This is a genomic window from Massilia sp. UYP32 (assembly GCF_050434365.1).
In the GTDB taxonomy this organism is placed as follows: domain Bacteria; phylum Pseudomonadota; class Gammaproteobacteria; order Burkholderiales; family Burkholderiaceae_D; genus Telluria; species Telluria timonae.
On sequence record NZ_JBNDIK010000015.1, the window covers coordinates 25,385 to 43,171 of the forward strand.

The 17,787-nt window shown below is 66.7% G+C and carries 11 protein-coding genes; 3 read left to right on the forward strand and 8 right to left on the reverse strand.

The annotated features are described in order from the left end of the window. Nucleotides 1-17 precede the first annotated feature (17 nt). Nucleotides 18-608 (forward strand): PEP-CTERM sorting domain-containing protein, encoded by a 591-nt coding sequence (locus ABIB42_RS13315; RefSeq protein WP_184236309.1) that lies wholly within the window; start codon nt 18-20, stop codon nt 606-608. Here ABIB42_RS13315 and selB read toward each other — a convergent pair. The 8 genes from selB to ABIB42_RS13355 all read right to left on the reverse strand — a co-directional run bounded on the left by selB (nt 570) and on the right by ABIB42_RS13355 (nt 12,159). Beyond that, entirely contained in the window at nt 570-2,486 is a 1,917-nt protein-coding gene (gene selB, locus ABIB42_RS13320; protein ID WP_429248451.1) for a selenocysteine-specific translation elongation factor, read from the reverse strand. The genes ABIB42_RS13315 and selB overlap by 39 nt on opposite strands. 18 nt (nt 2,487-2,504) lie before the next feature. Then, entirely contained in the window at nt 2,505-3,956 is a 1,452-nt protein-coding gene (gene selA / locus ABIB42_RS13325; RefSeq protein WP_429248452.1) for an L-seryl-tRNA(Sec) selenium transferase, read from the reverse strand. 2 nt (nt 3,957-3,958) lie between these two features. Next, complete coding sequence (gene fdhE / locus ABIB42_RS13330; protein ID WP_005671014.1) at nt 3,959-4,978, reverse strand: formate dehydrogenase accessory protein FdhE; 1,020 nt, start codon at nt 4,976-4,978, stop codon at nt 3,959-3,961. A 15-nt stretch (nt 4,979-4,993) separates the two neighbouring features. Beyond that, nucleotides 4,994-5,629 carry a formate dehydrogenase subunit gamma gene (locus tag ABIB42_RS13335; RefSeq protein ID WP_005671016.1) on the reverse strand — a complete coding sequence of 212 codons (636 nt, stop codon included), beginning with the start codon at nt 5,627-5,629 and terminating at the stop codon, nt 4,994-4,996. 10 nt (nt 5,630-5,639) lie between these two features. Beyond that, the gene (gene fdxH, locus ABIB42_RS13340; RefSeq protein ID WP_184236321.1) at nt 5,640-6,569 is read right to left on the reverse strand and encodes a formate dehydrogenase subunit beta; all 930 of its coding nucleotides are present in this window, start codon (nt 6,567-6,569) and stop codon (nt 5,640-5,642) included. Nucleotides 6,570-6,573: 4 nt separating this feature from the next. Beyond that, complete coding sequence (gene fdnG / locus ABIB42_RS13345) at nt 6,574-9,648, reverse strand: formate dehydrogenase-N subunit alpha (protein WP_157225741.1); 3,075 nt, start codon at nt 9,646-9,648, stop codon at nt 6,574-6,576. A gap of 132 nt (nt 9,649-9,780) precedes the next feature. Then, on the reverse strand, nt 9,781-10,134 hold the full coding sequence (locus ABIB42_RS13350; RefSeq protein WP_005671024.1) for a hypothetical protein: 354 nt from the start codon (nt 10,132-10,134) through the stop codon (nt 9,781-9,783). A gap of 147 nt (nt 10,135-10,281) precedes the next feature. Further along, nucleotides 10,282-12,159: a patatin-like phospholipase family protein gene (locus ABIB42_RS13355; RefSeq protein WP_429248453.1), complete on the reverse strand. Its 1,878-nt coding sequence runs from the start codon at nt 12,157-12,159 to the stop codon at nt 10,282-10,284. A 353-nt stretch (nt 12,160-12,512) separates the two neighbouring features. On the opposite strand from ABIB42_RS13355, the gene ABIB42_RS13360 reads away from it, so the two are divergent. Both ABIB42_RS13360 and ABIB42_RS13365 read left to right on the forward strand, forming a co-directional pair. After that, nucleotides 12,513-15,515 carry a TonB-dependent receptor gene (locus ABIB42_RS13360; RefSeq protein WP_429248454.1) on the forward strand — a complete coding sequence of 1,001 codons (3,003 nt, stop codon included), beginning with the start codon at nt 12,513-12,515 and terminating at the stop codon, nt 15,513-15,515. 70 nt (nt 15,516-15,585) lie between these two features. Beyond that, nucleotides 15,586-17,778: a beta-glucosidase gene (locus tag ABIB42_RS13365; RefSeq protein ID WP_429248455.1), complete on the forward strand. Its 2,193-nt coding sequence runs from the start codon at nt 15,586-15,588 to the stop codon at nt 17,776-17,778. The last annotated feature ends 9 nt before the right edge of the window (nt 17,779-17,787 follow it).

Sequence of the window (17,787 nt, forward strand, 5' to 3'; positions counted from 1 at the left end):
CATCGAAAGGAATTCTCATGCAATCGATCATTCGCAACTTGGCGGTCGGCGCCGCCATCGCGCTGTGCGCTCCGTTCGCCGCGGCCGCGGTGCTGGACTTCGACGACATCGTTGGCCCAGACGGCTTTGCCGCCGTGCCCGGCAACTATGGTGGCCTGGACTGGTCGGCGTCCGGCCTGAATGTCTTTACCGCGCAAGGAGCGCCTTTCACGCCGCACTCGGGCCTGGGCCAGGTCACGACCGACTGGATCGACGGCGGGCCGATCGCGAGCACGATCCGCTTCCTCGCGCCGACGGTATTCAACGGCGCCTGGTTCTCCGGGTATGAGGACGGCAGCGTGCACTTCGACCTCTACTTCGGCGACCGCCTGGTCGCCAGCTCGGCGTCCCTGCAACTCTCGGGCGTGTCGGCCTTCCTCGACGCCGGATGGGATGGCGCGATCGATTCGGTGGTCGTGCGCACCGGCGCCCAGGGTTCATACGCGATGGACGACTTCACTTTCGCGGATCCGGCCCAGGTGCCGGAGCCGGGCATGCCGGCCCTGATGCTGGCCGGCCTTGGCGGCCTGCTAGTCCTTCGGCGGAAACAGCAAGGTCCCCGGCCGTAGCAGGTGCACGTCGCCGACCCGGCGCAAGAAGCCGATGCGGTCGAAGAATTCCAGGATCTGGATCGCGCGCTTGCGGCCCAGGCCGGTCTCGTCGCGGAAACGCCCTGCCGTGACCTGTCCCTGGGCATCATCGCGCGCCAGGCGGCGCACCAGGTCGGCCGCCTCCTGCATCACGGCCGGGTGGTAGAACAAATCCTTGACCACCTGGTAGACGTCGCCGCCGCGCGCCATGCGGCCCAGCACCTGGCGCACCTGCGCTTCGGGCAGGCGCGCGGTCTGGGCGATGTCGCGCACCCAGGGTGGATCGAAGCGGCCGTCCAGCAGTTTCGGCAGCGCGTGCTCGGCCACCACCTGCTCGGCCGCGCGCAGCGCCACGCCGTGCTCCGGCAAATGCAGGAAGCCGTTGCGGCGGTTGACGCTGCCGGCCGCGATCATGTGGCCGGTCAGCTGCAGCCACAATGCCTCGGGCATGCGCGGCGCGGCCAGGCGGCGCGCGCGCAGCAGGTCGGGGCCGATCTCGTCGGGATACTTCGCATGGAAGTCGCCCAGCGCCCGCAGCAGGCCGGCCTCGTTCTCCTGCAGGCGCGCACGTGAAATCAGCCACTCGCCGCCGGCGCCGACCACGATGTCCGGCACCTTCTCCAGGTCGAACGGCCAGCGCGCCAGGCCGCTGCTCCTCAGCCAGGTCGCGCCGTTGACGCCATACGGCGCCTGGGCCAGCGCGCCCAGCAGGCGCGTCAGGGGTTCGTCGGCGCGCTGGGTCTCCAGATAGGCCAGGCGTTCCGGCGTCTGGCGATAGCGCACCGGCCCGAGGGGATCGAGCACCGACCCGCCGGCGACGGTGCGGATCGCCGAGGCGTCGCGCAAGATGAAACGGTCGCCGTGCCAGACGTTGGCCGGCTTGTGCAGCACCAGTTGCGCCGGCGCCGCCGCGCCGGGCGCGATCGACGGCTGGCCCAGCACCGCCACGGTGGCCAGGCAATCCTGGGTCGCGGCGTGCAGGTGCACCAGGGTGCCCGAGCGCAGCGCGCGCTCTTCGGTGGCCGCCACCTGCAGCCAGACGTCGATGCGCTGCGTCGTCAGCGCGATCGCCGGGTCGCACAGCACCTGGCCGCGCAACTCGTCGCTGCGTTCCAGGCCGGCCAGGCCGACCGCGCAGCGCTGGCCGGCGTGGGCTTCCTGCGCCGCCCGGCTGTGCACCTGCAGGCTGCGCACGCGATATTCCCTGTCCGGCGCGGCGGCCAGCGACAGGCCGTCGCCGATGCCGACCTTGCCGCTCGAGACGCTGCCCGCGACCACGGTGCCCACGCCATCGAGCGTGAACGCGCGGTCCAGGCCCATGCGAAAGCCCGCGCCGGGCGCGCCGTCGATGGGCGCCGCCTGCAGCTCCCGCACCAGCAGTGCGCGCAAGGCGTCGATGCCGTCGCCGCGGATGCTCGACACTTTCAGTACTGGGTAATCCTCGAGACCCGCGCTGGCCAGGAGGCCGGCGACCGCTGCCTCGGTCTCGGCCAGGCGCTCGGCGTCGACGCGGTCGATCTTGGTGATCACGGCGGCGCCGCGCCGCACGCCGAGCAGCGACAGGATGGTCGCGTGCTCGATCGTCTGCGGCATCGGACCGTCGTCGGCCGCGATCAGCAAAAGGCCGAAATCGATGCCGCTGGCGCCGGCGACCATCGTGCGCACCAGCTTTTCGTGGCCCGGCACGTCGACGAAGCCGATCCGGGCGCCATCCTCGAGAGGCATCCAGGCATAGCCCAGTTCGATGGTGATGCCACGCTTTTTCTCTTCCGGCAGGCGGTCGGCGTCGATGCCGGTCAGCGCGCGCACCAGCGCGGTCTTGCCATGGTCAATGTGTCCGGCGGTGCCGACGATCATGCGAAATCCTTTAGGTTCTTATGCTTCGACGAGCGCCGCGCGCAATGCGCCCAGCTGCCGCAGCAGCTCGGCCGGGTCGTCGACGCAGCGGCAGTCGAGCAGCAGGCGGTCGTCGGCGATGCGGCCGATTACCGGCAGCGGCAGCGCGCGCAGCGCTTCGGCCAGGGCGTCGAGCGCCGTGCCCATGCCACGCTTGCTGGAGAGGTTCGGCGCGATCGCCAGCCCGCTCGACGGCAGGCGGTCGATCGGCAGCGAGCCGGAACCGATCTGGCTCACCATCGTCTCCAGCGTCACCGTATAGCGCGGCGCCAGCGCCTCGCGCAGCGGCGTCAGGATGGCGTTCGCGGTGGCGCCCACCTGCTCCTGGGTGCGCGTCAGCCAGCGCAGGGTCGGCAAGTCGCGCACCAGCAGCTCGGGCTGCAGGTACAGCCGCAGCGTCGCTTCCAGCGCCGCCAGCGGCAGCTTCGACAGGCGCAGCGCGCGCTTCATCGGGAAGGTGCGGATGCGGGTGACGAATTCCTTCGAGCCGACGATCAGGCCGGCCTGCGGCCCGCCCAGCAGCTTGTCGCCCGAAAAGGTGACCACGTCGCAGCCGGCCGCCAGCATCTGCTGCGGCGTCGGTTCCTGCGGCAGGCCGTATTTGCCCATGTCGATCAGCGAACCGCTGCCCAGGTCGCTGACCAGGGCCACGCCGCGGGCGCGCGCCAGGGGGGCGAGTTCCGCCTCCGACACCGCGCTGGTGAAGCCCTGCACCGCGTAATTGCTGGTGTGAACCTTCAACAGGAGCGCGGTGCGCTCGTTGATGGCGCGTTCGTAGTCGGCCAGGTGGGTGCGGTTGGTGGTGCCGACTTCGACCATGTGGGCGCCGGCGCTGGCCATTACGTCGGGCATGCGGAAGGCGCCGCCGATTTCCACCAGTTCGCCGCGCGAGACGATCGCTTCGCGTCCGCCGCCCAGCGCCGCCAGCGACAGCAGCACGGCGGCGGCGTTGTTGTTGACCACGGTCGCGGCTTCGGCGCCCGTGATCTCGCACAGCAGGCCTTCGACGATGCTGTCGCGATCGCCCCGGCTGCCCCTGGCGAGTTCGTATTCGAGGTTGTTCGGGCCGGCCATCATCGCCACCAGGTGGTCGATTGCCGCTTGCGGCAGGACGGCGCGTCCGAGATTGGTATGGATGACCGTGCCGGTCAGGTTGATCACCCGGCGCATGTTCGGCGCCAGGCGTCCGGCGATACGCCCGGCCAGCATGTGGCCGAGCGCCTCCGGCAACAGCGCGCTCGCGGGGAGCGCGCCGGCCAGGGCCTGCGCGCGCAGGTTGTCCACTTGCGCGCGCGCTTCCAGCGCGACCAGGGTATGGCCGTGGCTGGAAACCAGCGCCTGCACGGATGGCAGGCGCAGCAGTTTATCGATCGAAGGCAGATCCTTGACTGTCGCCTTCGAGCCGTGGACCACGGACTCGTCAAGCGACATGGTCAGTTCCTCGTTCGTTCGTCGGACTCGCCAGCGTCCTCTTCACCGCCCGTGAGCAGCAACAAGTTGACGCCATGCGGCTGGAAGCCTGCTTCGGACACCAAAATATCCAGTGTCAGCGTGGCCACGTCGTCCGCCACCGGATCGACGTGGAGATCTCGCTCCATGCGCACGATCTTGAGGTAGTGGCCGCACTCGTCGCAAGTTTCGGCCTGGACCGATGCCTGCGCCGTATCTTCCTGCGCGCCATCGGTGGCCACCGCCTGCAGCGAGTGGTAATGGATGCCCTTGGTGGACTGGCAGTGGCTGCACTTGACCCGCACCATATGCCACTGTGTCGAGCACAGCGCGCAATTGAGGTAGCGGAAGTTGCTGCCGCTGGCGTCCAGCCTGGTGACCGACGAGGTCGGCAAGCTGCCGCAGCACGGGCACAGGGTCACGTCGAGCGTGCGCCCGAACGGTTCCTGGCGCGCCGCGCCGTGGGCCTGCTGAATGGCCAGCACCATATGGGTCCAGTAGACCTGCAGGCCGGCCGCCACCAGCGGCGCCGCGCTCATGTCCAGGCCGGCCGCGCCTTGCAGCAGCAGTTCGGCCTGGCCCTCGAGGTGGGCGTCGTCCTGGGCCAGCAAGGCCTGCACGGCCGCCTGGGCCGGGCTGCCCGCGAGGCGCGGGACCAGCAGCTCCAGCATGCGGCGGAAAGCCGCACGCCAGGCCGGGTCACGCGGCCACAGCGGCGCCGGCAGCGGCGCCTGGGCGGCGCGGCCGGCGGCCAGCAAGTCGTCGCTGCTCGGCAGCGCGACTTCCGGGTAGTCCTGCAGGACTTCATGCTGCACATGCGCCAGTTCGGCGGCGAACAGCAGGAAGTCGCGCATCGCATGCCCGGCCGCCAGCTCGCGCAGGCGGGTTTCACGGGTGGCGAACAGCTCTGCCCGCACCGGGAGGTGCAGGTAGGGCATCTGCTGCCCGGACCGGACCGCGATTTCTTCCGGGCTGAGCAGCGGTGTTGCTTTGGTAACACTCATAGAGCAGTGAAGTCCTTAACGTTTCTTGCGCGAGGCATTGTCTTGCGTGACTTCCTTATACCACAATGGATGGTGCGACTTCGCCCAGTCCTCGTGCACGGTGCCACGGGTCATGGCGCGGAACGAGCCCTTGACCCAGATGGCGGCGTACACGTGGATGATCACGCTCAGCACCAGCGCGAACGCTGCCACGGCATGGACCAGCATCGCGGCGCGGCGCAGCGGAATCGAGAAGAAGTCCGCGAACCACGGCTGCCAGAACATGAACCCGGTGATCAGGAGCAGCACGAGGCTGATCGCGAACACCCAGAACACGCCCTTCTGGCCGGCGTTGTACTTGTGCACCGGCGGCATGCCGTGCTCGTCGCCTGTGGTCACCATGTGCGGCGCCTTCTTGACCCATTCCGTATCGGACTTGGTCCAGAAGTTGTCGCGCACCACGGCGAAGAACAGGAACACGAAGCCCAGCACCATGAACAGCCCGAAGAACGGGTGCAGGATGCGGGTCCACTGTCCACCGCCGAAGAAGGCGCTGAAGAAGTACATCGAAGGATGGAACAATGCCAGCCCGGTCAGTCCCGCGCAGATGAACAGCAGGGCCACGGCCCAGTGGTTCATCCGCGTGCGGTCACGATAGCGAGTGATAAACATGTTCTTCTCCTTAAACGCGCGTATCTTCGCGCTGGTCTGCGTCGGGCGTCGGCTGCACCGGCGGTTCGTCCACATGGGTCTCGATCGGACCCACTTTCATGTAGTGGAAGAAACCGGCCACGGCGGCGCCGATCATCGCGGCCACGCCCAGCGGCTTGGCCACGCCCTTCCACAGCGCCACGGTCGGGCTGATGGTCGGGTTTTCCGGCAGGCCCGAGTACAGGTTCGGCTTGTCGGCATGCTGCAGCACGTACATGACGTGCGTGCCGCCGACGCCGGCCGGATTGTACAGGCCCGCGTTCTGGTAACCGCGCTCCTTCAGGTCGACCACACGGTCGCCCGCGTATTCGATCATGTCTTCCTTGGTGCCGAAACGGATGGCGCCAGTAGGACAGATCTTCACGCAGGCAGGCTCCATGTTCACTGCCACGCGGTCCGCGCACAGCGAGCACTTGTAGGCCTTCGAGTCCACCTTGCTGATGCGTGGCACGTCGAACGGGCAGCCGGCGACGCAGTAGCCGCAGCCGATGCAGTTCTCGCTGATGAAGTCGACGATGCCGTTGGTGTACTTGACGATCGCGCCCGGCGCCGGGCAGGCCTTCAGGCAGCCCGGCTCGTCGCAGTGCATGCAGCCGTCCTTGCGGATCAGCCACTCGAGGCGGTCACCTTCGTCAGGCGTCTGGGTGACGACTTCCGAATACTTCATGACCGTCCACGACTGCGGCGTCAGGTCGCGCGGGTTGTCGTACGTGCCGTGGTTTTCGCCGACTTCGTCGCGCAGGTCGTTCCACTGCATGCACGCCACCTGGCATGCCTTGCAGCCGATGCAGCTCGAGACGTCGATCAGCTTGGCGACCTCGGCCTTGTGGGTACGCGCCACCGGCGTCGTCGCGGTCGTCGCCGACCGCTTCGCGATATCGAGAGATTGAAGCGAAGACATGGTATTAAGCCCTTTCGATATTGACCAGGAACGACTTGAACTCAGGCGTCTGGGTATTCGCGTCGCCCACGAACGGGGTCAGCGTGTTCACCAGGAAGCCCGGCTTGGTCAAACCGACGAAGCCCCAGTGGTTCGGCAAGCCCACCGTATCCACCTTCATGCCATCGCAGTCGAGCTGCGGAATACGCTTGGTCACGACGCACTTGGCCTTGATGTAGCCGCGCATCGACGAGACCTTGACCATGTCGCCATTGGCGATGCCCTTGGCCTTGGCCAGCTCTTCGCCGATCTCCACGAACTGCTGTGGCTGGATGATCGCGTTACTCTGGACGTTCTTGGTCCAGTAGTGGAAGTGCTCGGTCAGACGGTAGCTGGTCGCGACGTACGGGAAGTCCTTCGCGGTGCCGAATGCTTCCATATCGCCCTTGAACACACGCGCCGCCGGATTGGCGCGGGCTTTCGGGTTCTTCGGGTGCATCGGGTTGACCGGGAACGGCGACTCGAACGGCTCGTAGTGCTCAGGCAGCGGACCTTCGGCCATGCCGGTCGGCGCGAACAGGCGCGACACGCCTTCGGCCGTCATGATGAACGGCTGCACGCGGTCTTCGTCGCCCGGATTCGCATCGGGACGGATGTCCGGAATGTCGGAACCGGTCCAGCTGCTGCCGTTCCATGCGATCAGGTTGCGGTGCGGATTCCACGGCTTGCCGGTCTTCGGATCGGCCGAAGCGCCGTTGTACAGCACGCGGCGGTTCGCCGGCCATGCCCAGGCCCAGCCCAGCGTATTGCCGATGCCGTACGGGTCGGCATTGTCGCGGTTGGCCATCTGGTTGCCGGCCTCGGTCCAGGCGCCGGCATAGATCCAGCAGCCGCTGGCGGTCGAGCCATCGTCGCGCAGCACGCCGAAGCCCGGCACCTGCTGGCCCTTCTTGAGCAGCAGCTTGGACGGATCCTTCGGATCGTACAGGTCGGCCAGCGCCTTGCCGTTGAACTCCTTGGCGAGTTCCTCGGCCGACGGGCTGTGCGGGATCTTGTACGGCCAGGACAGGTTCACCATCGCGTCAGGGAATGCGCCGCCATCCTTGATGTAGGCATTCTTCATGCGGGTGAACAGGTCGGCGATGATCTCGATGTCCGGCTTGGCCTCGTACGGCGCCTCGGCGCCCTTCCAGTGCCACTGCAGCCAGCGCGACGAGTTCGACAGCGAACCGTCTTCCTCGGCGAAGCAGGTGGTCGGCAGGCGGAACACGGTGGTCTGGATCTGGGTCGGATCGACGTCGTTCGACTCGCCGAAGTTTTGCCAGAATTCCGAGGTCTCGGTGTTCAGCGGATCCATCGTCACCAGGAACTTCAGCTTCGACAGGCCGGCGATGATCTTCTTCTTGTTAGGGAAGGAACCAACCGGGTTGAAACCCTGGCAGATGTAACCGTTCAACTTGCCTTGGCCCATCAGCTCGAAGGCCTGCAGCACGTCGTACAGCTTGTCGATCTTCGGCAGGTAGTCGAAGGCCCAGTTGTTTTCCGCGGTCGCGGCATCGCCCCACCAGGCTTTTTGCAGGCTGACGAAGAACTTGGGATAGTTCTGCCAGTAGCTCATCTGGTTCGGACGCAGCGGCTTGAGCGCGCGCGGCTTGTAGTAGGTCTCCAGGTCCTGCTCGTTGTCGGTCGCCAGGGACAGGTAGCCCGGCAGCGAGTTCGACAGCAGGCCCAGGTCGGTCAGACCCTGGATGTTGGAGTGGCCGCGCAGTGCGTTCAGGCCACCGCCGGCGACGCCGACGTTACCCAGCAGCAGCTGCATGATGGCGCCGGTACGGATGATCTGGCTGCCCTGGCTGTGCTGGGTCCAGCCCAGCGCGTACAGAATGGTCATGGCGCGGCCCGGAACGGCGGTCGACGCGATGTATTCGCACACTTTCAGGAACTGCTTGACCGGGGTGCCGGTGATCTTGCTGACTTGCTCGGGGGTATAGCGCGAGTAATGGCGCTTCATCACCTGCAGGACGCAATTCGGGTCTTGCATGGTCGGATCGACCTTGGCGTAACCGTCTTCGCCCATGGCGTAGCCCCACGACTTGTTGTCGTAGCGGCGCTTGGTTTCGTCGTAGCCCGAGAACAGGCCATCCTCGAACTTGAAGTCCGGGCCGACGATGAAGCTGGCGTTGGTATAGCTCCGGACGTATTCGGTCTGGATCTTGTCATTGCTCAGCAGATAATTGATGACGCCGCCCAGGAAGGCGATGTCGGAGCCAGCGCGGATCGGCGCGTAATAGTCGCTCATGGCGGCCGAACGCGTGAAGCGCGGGTCGACCACGACCAGCTTGGCTTTATTGTGATGCTTGGCTTCGATCACCCACTTGAAACCGCAAGGGTGAGCTTCGGCGGCATTGCCGCCCATAATCAGTACTACATCGGCATTCTTGATGTCAACCCAATGGTTGGTCATCGCGCCACGTCCGAACGTCGGGGCCAGACCGGCCACCGTAGGTCCGTGTCAAACGCGAGCCTGGTTATCGAAGACGAGCATGCCCATCGAACGCATCGCTTTGTGCGTGATGTAGCCCGTTTCGTTGCTCGCCGCGGACGCACACAGCATACCGGTGCTGGTCCAGCGGTTGACGAGTTTGCCTTCGGCGTTGTTGACCACGAAGTTCGCATCGCGGTCGTCCTTCATGAACTTGGCGATGCGCGACATCGCTTCGTCCCAGGACACGCGCTTCCATTCCTTGCTGCCAGGCTCGCGCACTTCCGGGTACTTCAGGCGGTTCGGCGAATGCACGAAGTCGAGCAGACCCGCGCCTTTCGGGCACAGGGTGCCGCGGTTCACCGGATGGTCCGGGTCGCCTTCGATATGGATGATGTCCGAGGTGACGTTCTTTGCGCCGTCGCCGATGCTGTACATCAGCAGGCCGCAGCCCACCGAGCAGTACGGACACGTGTTGCGCGTCTCCTTGGCCTTTGCCAGTTTATAGTGCCGGGTCTCGGCCATTGCCGGCAGCGGCGAAAAGCCGAGCGCGACGATAGTAGACGCGGCCAGTCCCGCCCCGCTCACGCGGAGGAACTGCCTACGATTCATGCCCATCTAGGTTCTCCTACTAGTAATGGATTGCGCACGCCGCAAAAGGATCTGCCGGGGTCGAGGCCCCGGCATCTTTGCCGATCGCGACGTTGCCACGGTCAGTGGCGTGCGCGCCTTGCTACGTCGCCGGTCGTGTTACCTGGCCGGCGGCGTCGTTGCCTGGGTGGCGCCATCGCCACCGGTCGGTTCCGAAGCACCGCTGTCGCGGGGCTTTTCCGCATCCTGGCCGGCGACCACGCCGCCGATCGCGGTGCCGCCTTCGCCCGGACCGGTGCCCGGGACCGTCGACGGCGCGGTGGCCGGCTCGGCCACGATAGCGGCGTGCGGATCGGGATTCTGGGTGGCGACAGCTGCGGGCGACGCGGGATCGGTCGGGGCCGGGGAGGCCTCGACGTCCGACTTCTTGCCACAAGCGGACAGGGCGAGCACGGCGGCCAACACGCCGGTGCTCAACAGGATGCGATTCTTGCTATATGAGTTATGTTGCATTGCAATATCCGTTGACCTTGAGATATATCGGGAATATATATGAATTCATGAACGCTACAAATAAGTATTTTACGCAATGTATACAATTTCTGCGTGACATTAGGTGAGAATTGTCCCGCGATTGTCGTGCTAACCTCAGCGCGCCTGCTAATGTAAAGACGCCTCGCCGCCATCGCCCTTGCGCGCGGCGCGCCGGCGCGCCGCGGACGGCAGGTCCGCCTGCGGCCGTTCGCCCTCGTGTGCGCCGGCCGGTGGCGCCGTCCTTGCGGCGACATCGAGCAGGCGCGTCTCGCCCAGCCGCCACCCCTCCTCTCCCATGCGCAGCAGCGTGCGCCCCTTCATCCGCACCAGTTGGCCCTCCACCTCGGCTTCGCTCGCATGCCAGCGCAGGCTGGCCTGGCCGGCGCCCTCGATCGTGATCACGTCCGGCGCCACCAGGCCGCCGGCCATGCGCGCATGGCCCGGCAGGTACGGCATGGCCTGGGCCAGGCGCTCGCTGGGCCTGGCTCCCATCATGCCCACCTGTTCGGCCAGCGCCTGCCACAGCGCGCCGGATTGCGCGCGCAGCGCCAGGTAGCGCCGGGCCTGCTCGCGTCCGTGCGCCAGCAAGGCCTGGGCCAGCTGCGGATCACGGTCGAACTTCGAGAACAGTCCCAGCTCCTTGCGCACTGCGGCGCCGACCGCCTCGCCGTCGAGCACGATGCGCACTACCTCGATCGGCTTGTCGTGGGGACGCGAGCGCTGGCCCGGATCGTCCAGCCGCCCGTTCACGGCTTCGATGAAGGCCACTTCCTGGTTCAGCGACAGGTTGCCGGACAGGGTGTCGCGACGATGCCACAGTTCGTCGCCCGACTGGGCGTTGCCCGGGCCGGCGAACTTGCCGCTGAAGTCGTAGCGGTCCTGGTTGATCTGCAGGATCCACAGTCCGTCCGGCTTCTTGGCCGGATCCACGCCCGACGAGATGAAATTCTTGATCGGCGGGTTTTGCGAGAACAGGCCGTCCCAGCACGCCATGCGGCGCGGCTCGTGGGTTTCGGGGTCGAGCGCCTGGATCGATTGCGCCATGAAGACCCACGGCAGCGAGGCCGAGGCCACCACCGCGTCGAGGGTGATGCCGGCGTCGATTGGCGCGCGCTCGGAGCTGAAGGCAACGAAGGCGCCGCTGTCGATGTCCACCGCGCCGACCAGCAATTGCGGCAGCGCCCGGGCGGCGTCGCGCACCGCCTGCGCCAGGCGGCCCAGGGCGTCCGCCTCGAAGCGCAGCTCGGGCAGCTCGAGGGTCTCGAAGGTGGTGCACAGCAAGGTGCCCGGCGCCAGCCGGTGCGCCCGCGACCAGGCCGCGATCCAGCCGCTGGACGCCAGCCGCGCCCGCAGGTCGTGCTCGATCGCGGCCTGGCGCGCCTGCAGCCGTTCGCGCTCGCGCGCGCTATCGGCCATGCGTTCCTCGAGGGCGATCGCCTGCCAGCGTTTGATTTCTTGCGGAATGCTGCAAAAGTCGCCGATGGCCCCGACCAGGTCGAAGTCGACGTGCGGCGCGATCGACTCGCGCAGCTGGAAGTAATGACCGCGGATCCAGCCGCCCAGCGGCGGATACATCGTGGTCAGCATCGGCCAGGTGGCGGTGGCGAAGCGCTCGATCTCGCGCAGCGGCGACAGGTAGGGACTCAGCTTCAGGTCGACCTGGGTCAGGCCGCCGACCCACTGGCCGATGTCGTTCAGCAGGCGTTCACCGGGCGCGCTGGCGCAGTTCGCATCCCAGAAGCGCTCGAGCCCGGCCCTGGCGGCCTCGGGGCCGCCCAGCAGGTAGCCATACCAGGCCAGCAAGGCGCTGATGGCGCCGCCCGAAGTGCCGCTGATGCCGGTCAGCTGCAAGATGTCGGCAGCCCCGTCCGCCAGCGCCCGCCCGCGCGCGGACGCCAGCTCGGCATTGCGAAACTGCGGCAGCAGCGCCGGCAAGGCGCCGGCGGCATAGGCCGCGTGGCTGCCGCCGCCCTGGCAGGCGATGGCGATGTTTTTGATAGGCATGATCTCCTCCCTCGTCCAGATCGACAATCGAGGCAGGCATTCGCCCATGGATGAAGTGCCAGGCACCGGTAAACGCCGGCCTGTCGCTTTTAGGCAGTTGGCGGCGCGCACAGTTCCATGTCCGGCCCGGCGCCAGCCCGGAAACGTCGCGTCATGATAACGATTTCATCAAAACCGCAACGTTATCAATAAATATTTACGACAAGCCCATTCAGCCAATGATTGCGCCTAACATTAGATGTTATATTTACTGACAGATTGCGCGATTGCCATCGTCCGGCGGTCGCCGATCCCGGCAGCACCAGATAAGGGACCCCATAGATGGGTTCTTCAAACAAAGACGGAGACACAATATGAGACAGTTGAACAAGTCGGCCATTGCCGTGGGCGTCGCACATCTGTGCTGCTTGTCCGCGGCTTTTGCTCAGCAAGCAGCGCCAGCGGCGAGCGCGGCTCCCCAGGTGGTCACGGTCACCGGCCAGCGCGCCGCCCTCGACAGCGCCCAGCAGCTCAAGAAGAACTCGGACGAAGTGGTCGATTCGATCGTCGCCGAAGACATCGGCAAGCTGCCCGACAAGTCCATCACCGAAGTGCTGCAGCGCATTCCCGGCGTGACCATCGACCGCACCATGTCGCGCGCCGACCCCGAGCACTTCTCGGTCGAAGGGTCGGGCGTGTCGATCCGTGGCCTGAGCTGGGTGCGCTCGGAGCTGAACGGCCGCGATTGGTTCTCGTCGACCGGCGGCCGGGCCCTGAATTTCGAGGACGTGCCGCCCGAGCTGATGGCCGGCGTCGACGTCTACAAGAACCCGTCGGCCGAGCAGATCGAGGGCGGCATCTCGGGCCTGGTCAACCTGCGCACCGCCCTGCCCTTCGACATCAAGGGCCAGCGCATCTCGGGCAGCATCGAAGGCGCCTACTCCGAGCTCAAGAAAGGCAAGACCCACCCCGCCGGCTCGCTGCTGTACTCGAACCGATGGCAGACCGGCATCGGCGAGATCGGCGCGCTGGTCAATTTCGCCAGTTCGCGCAGCGTGACCCGCACCGACGCCTTCCAGGTCGAGCCGTATTATCCGGTCGCCGGCGCCGAGCCGGGCCGCACCGTCTGGATCCCCAAGGGAGCGCAATGGCGCACGCTCGACTTCGACCGCAAGCGCCAGGGCGCCTATGGCGCGCTGCAGTGGAAGAAGGACAATACCCTCAAGAGCCACCTGACCTGGTTCCGCTCCAAATACGATATGCGCTGGGACGAGAATGCGCTGTTCTCGGCCGAGGGCACCCCGACCAACCTGCGCGTGACCAACGGCGTGTATGACGCCAACGGCGCCTTCCTGAGCGGGACCATCACCAACCCGACCGCCGGCAGCATCGAGTACGCCAACAATGCGCGCACCGCGACGCGCGACTCGGTCACCACCGACATCGCCTGGAACGTCGAATGGAAGCCCTCCAGCAACTGGACCTTCACCTCCGACTTCCAGCACGTGAAGGCGCGCTCGGAAGGCTTCGATTCGACGGTGGCCCTCGGCACCCTGATGCCGGAACTGAACCTCGACGTAACGGGTTCGCTGCCGCGCATCACGTTCAGCCCGGCGCAGGCCGCGGCGATGAGCGATCCGAATAACTTCTTCTGGGCCTTCTCGCAAGAGCACCTCGACCGCAGCGTGGCCGAGCAGAAGGCGTGGAAAGGCGACGTCAAGTACGATTTCGACCACCCGGTGCTGCGCGATCTGCGGGTCGGCGTGCGCCTGACCGACCGTGACGCCAAGACCATCAATTCGAACCCCAACTACCACTGGGTCGGCATCTCGCAGCGCTGGATGATGCCGTGGCAGATCAATAACCTGGCCTACCTGAGCGACCCGCGCTTCCAGGCGCCGACCACGGTCAACCAGTTCAACAACTTCTTCAACGGCGACGCCAGCGTCCCCGCGATCATCTTCCCGGCGGCGTCGGTCACGGCCGGTTTCCCCGGCAGCTATGCTCAGCTGCACGGCTTCCACGACATCCTGTGCGCGGAGGCAGGCAACAGCTGCACGCCGTGGACGCCGGCCGCCTTCGGCGAAGCCAACCCATCGGGCGACAACGAGCAGGCGGAAAAGACCAGGGCGATCTATGGCCAGCTGCGCTTTGCCTTCGACAACCTGCGCTTCCCCGTCGACGGCAACGTCGGGCTGCGCTACGTGAAGACCGAATCCGACTCGTACGGCTACACCGTGTACAACTCGACCTTCATCGTTCCGCCGGGCGGCACCACCGGCCTGCCGGTGCCGGTGATCGCGCCGTTCGCCGGCCGCGAGGACTATGAGAACAGCTACCACAACTGGCTGCCGAGCCTGAACCTGCGGCTGAAGGCCAGCGACGAGCTGCAGTTCCGCTTCGCCATCGGCAAGGGCATGTCGCGGCCGAACTTCGACCAGCTGCAGGCCTATACCACCCTGAGCCAGAACGTCAGCAGCACGACCACCGGCACCGGCGCCGGGCAGGTCACCAACGTCACTTCGGTCGGCCATACCGGCGAGGCGATCGGCAATCCCATGCTGCGTCCGGTCACCTCGCGAAATATCGACCTCACCGCCGAATGGTATTTCGCCAAGGCCGGCTCGCTCACCGTCGGCCTGTTCGACAAGCGCCTGCGCGACATCATCATCAAACAGAGCCGGTCCTATCAATTGACCGACTCGGCCGGACGTGCAATCGATTTCACCGTCGCCACGCCGGTGAACGGCGCGCGCGGCAGCGCCCGCGGGGTCGAAGTCGCCTACCAGCAGTACTTCGATCGCCTGCCGGGCTGGCTGGCGGGCTTCGGGGTGCAGGCCAACTACACCCACGTCAAGACCAAGCGCGACCTGTACAGCCCGGTGTTCTCGCCGTGGTGCACGGCCGGCAACAACGCCGCCAACCTCAACCTGAACCTGAACGGTTGCGATACCGACGGCCGCACCTTCGGCGACCTGCCGCTGGAATACATGTCGCGCAACTCGTATAACCTGGCGCTGCTGTACGACCGCGGTCCGTGGTCGGCGCGTCTGGCGTGGAGCTGGCGTTCGAAGAGCCTGCTGGGCAACAACAACAACGGCACCAACGGCACCAACGGCGTCGACACCAATCCGGACAGCCCGACCTTCGGCCAGAACGTGGTGGCCTGGGGCTTGCCGATCTGGGCCGACGACTATGGCCAGCTCGACGGCGGCGTCAGCTACAAGTTCAACGACAACTACCGCATCGACTTCCAGGCCCAGAACCTGACCGACGCCAGGTACAAGCAGATCATGACCCATCACGTCGGCGACAAGGGCCGCGCGTGGTTCGTGACGGGGCCGCGCTACAGCGTGCGTCTCGGCGTGACGTTCTGAGGTCGCGAACCGGCCGCGCCTCCGTCCAGGGCGGCGCGGCCATCAAACAAGAATCCAAGGAGACAAGAGTATGCAGCATGCTTTGCCGAACGCCCGCTGGGCGATTGCCCTCGCCGCCGCCTGCGCCGTCCAGTGCGCGCAAGCGGCCCCCGACGCCGCCCAGCAACGCGCAGCAAAGCTGGTGAGCCAGATGACCCTCGACGAGAAGATCGGCATGGTGTTCGGCCAGTTCGGCGCCGAATTCCAGGGCAAGCAGCCCCCTGGCGAGGCGCTGGTGCAGTCGGCCGGCTATATCAAGGGCATCGAGCGCCTGGGCATCACGCCGCAGTGGCTGACCGACGCCGGCATCGGCGTCGCCTCGCAGCCGGGCAAGCAGACCCGCGAGCGCACCTCGCTGCCGGCGGGGATCGCCACCGCCGCCACCTGGAACCCGGCGCTGGCCTACAAGGGCGCGGCCATGATCGGCAAGGAGGCGCGCCTGTCGGGCTTCAACGTGATGCTGGGTGGGAGCGTCAACCTGGCGCGCGAGCCGCGCAACGGCCGCAACTTCGAATACACCGGCGAAGACCCGCTGCTGGCCGGGATCATGGCCGGCGAGCAGATTCGCGGCGTGCAGTCGAACCACGTGATCTCGACCGTCAAGCACTATGCCTACAACGACCAGGAAACGGGCCGCAACCACCTGAACGTCAAGATCCAGGACGCCGCCGGGCGCATGTCCGACCTGCTGGCCTTCCAGATCGCCATCGAACGCGGCAACCCGGGCGCCGTCATGTGCTCGTACAACCGCATCGGCGGCGTGTACGGCTGCGAGAACGACCACCTGCTGAACAAGGTGCTCAAGCGCGACTGGGCCTATCAAGGCTATGTGATGTCGGACTGGGGCGCCGTGCACTCGACTATTCCCGCAGCGCTGGCGGGCCTCGACCAGCAGTCCGGCTACCCCTTCGACAAATCTCCCTACTTCGACGGCGCGTTGAAAGAGGCGGTGCAGAACGGCCACGTGCCGGAGGGGCGCCTGGACGATATGGTGGCACGCATCCTGTGGGCGATGAGCGCGCACGGCGTGATGGACAATCCCGTGAAGGTGCGCGACAAGGAGATCGACTACGCCGACCACGCCCGCATCTCGCAGGAAGACGCCGAGGAAGGCATCGTCCTGCTCAAGAACGCGGGCAATGTGCTGCCGCTGGCCCCGGGTTCGAGGCGCATCGCCATCATCGGTGGCCACGCCAACAAGGGCGTGCTGTCCGGCGGCGGCTCGGCCCAGGTCTATCCGCGCGGCGGCATGGCGGTGCCCAACGAGGGACCGGCGGCCTGGCCGGGGCCGATGGTCTATCTGCCAGGATCGCCGATGCAGGCCCTGGCCCGCCGCAGCAAGGCGAAGCTCGACTGGCATGACGGCAAGGATGCGGCTGGCGCCGCGAAAGTCGCCGCCGGCGCCGACGTGGTGCTGGTGTTCGCGACCCAGTGGACCTCGGAGGCGAACGACGTGCCGAATCTGTCGCTGCCGAACGGGCAGGACGCGCTGATCGCCGCCGTTGCGAAAGCCAATCCGCGCACGGTGGTGGTGCTGCAGACCGGCACCCCGGTGACGATGCCGTGGGTCGACCAGGTGGCTGGCGTGGTCCAGGCCTGGTATCCGGGCACGAATGGCGGCGAGGCGATCGCGCGCGTGCTGAGCGGCGAAGTGGATGCCTCGGGACGCCTGCCGCAGACCTTCCCGCTGGCCGAGAACCAGCTGCCGCGGCCCAGGCTCGATGGCCTCGACCTGCCCAAGGACAGCCGCTTCGACGTCGACTACGACGTCGAGGGAGCGGCGGTCGGCTACAAATGGTTCGACCTGAAGGGGCACAAACCGCTGTTCGCCTTCGGCCACGGGCTGTCGTACATCAGCTTCACCTACACCAATCTGAAGGCCGAGGCGGCGGACGGCGGCATCCAGGTCAGCTTCGACACACTGAACAGCGGCGCGCGCGCCGGCAAGGCGGTGCCGCAGGTGTACGTGTCGAAGGTCGGCGCCGGCTGGGAGGCGCCGAAACGGCTGGGCGGCTGGGACAAGCTGGCCCTGAACGCCGGCGAGCGTCGCGCCAGCAAGGTGGCGGTCGACCCGCGCACGCTGGCGGTGTTCGACGCCGCATCGAACCGCTGGAAGATCGCGGCCGGAGAATACCGGGTGATGCTCGCGACGGCGGCCGACGCTCCGGTGCAGACGGTGACCGTGCGCCTGCCGGCGCGCGAGTTCGCGGCAGGCGCTCGCTGACAGTTCGCC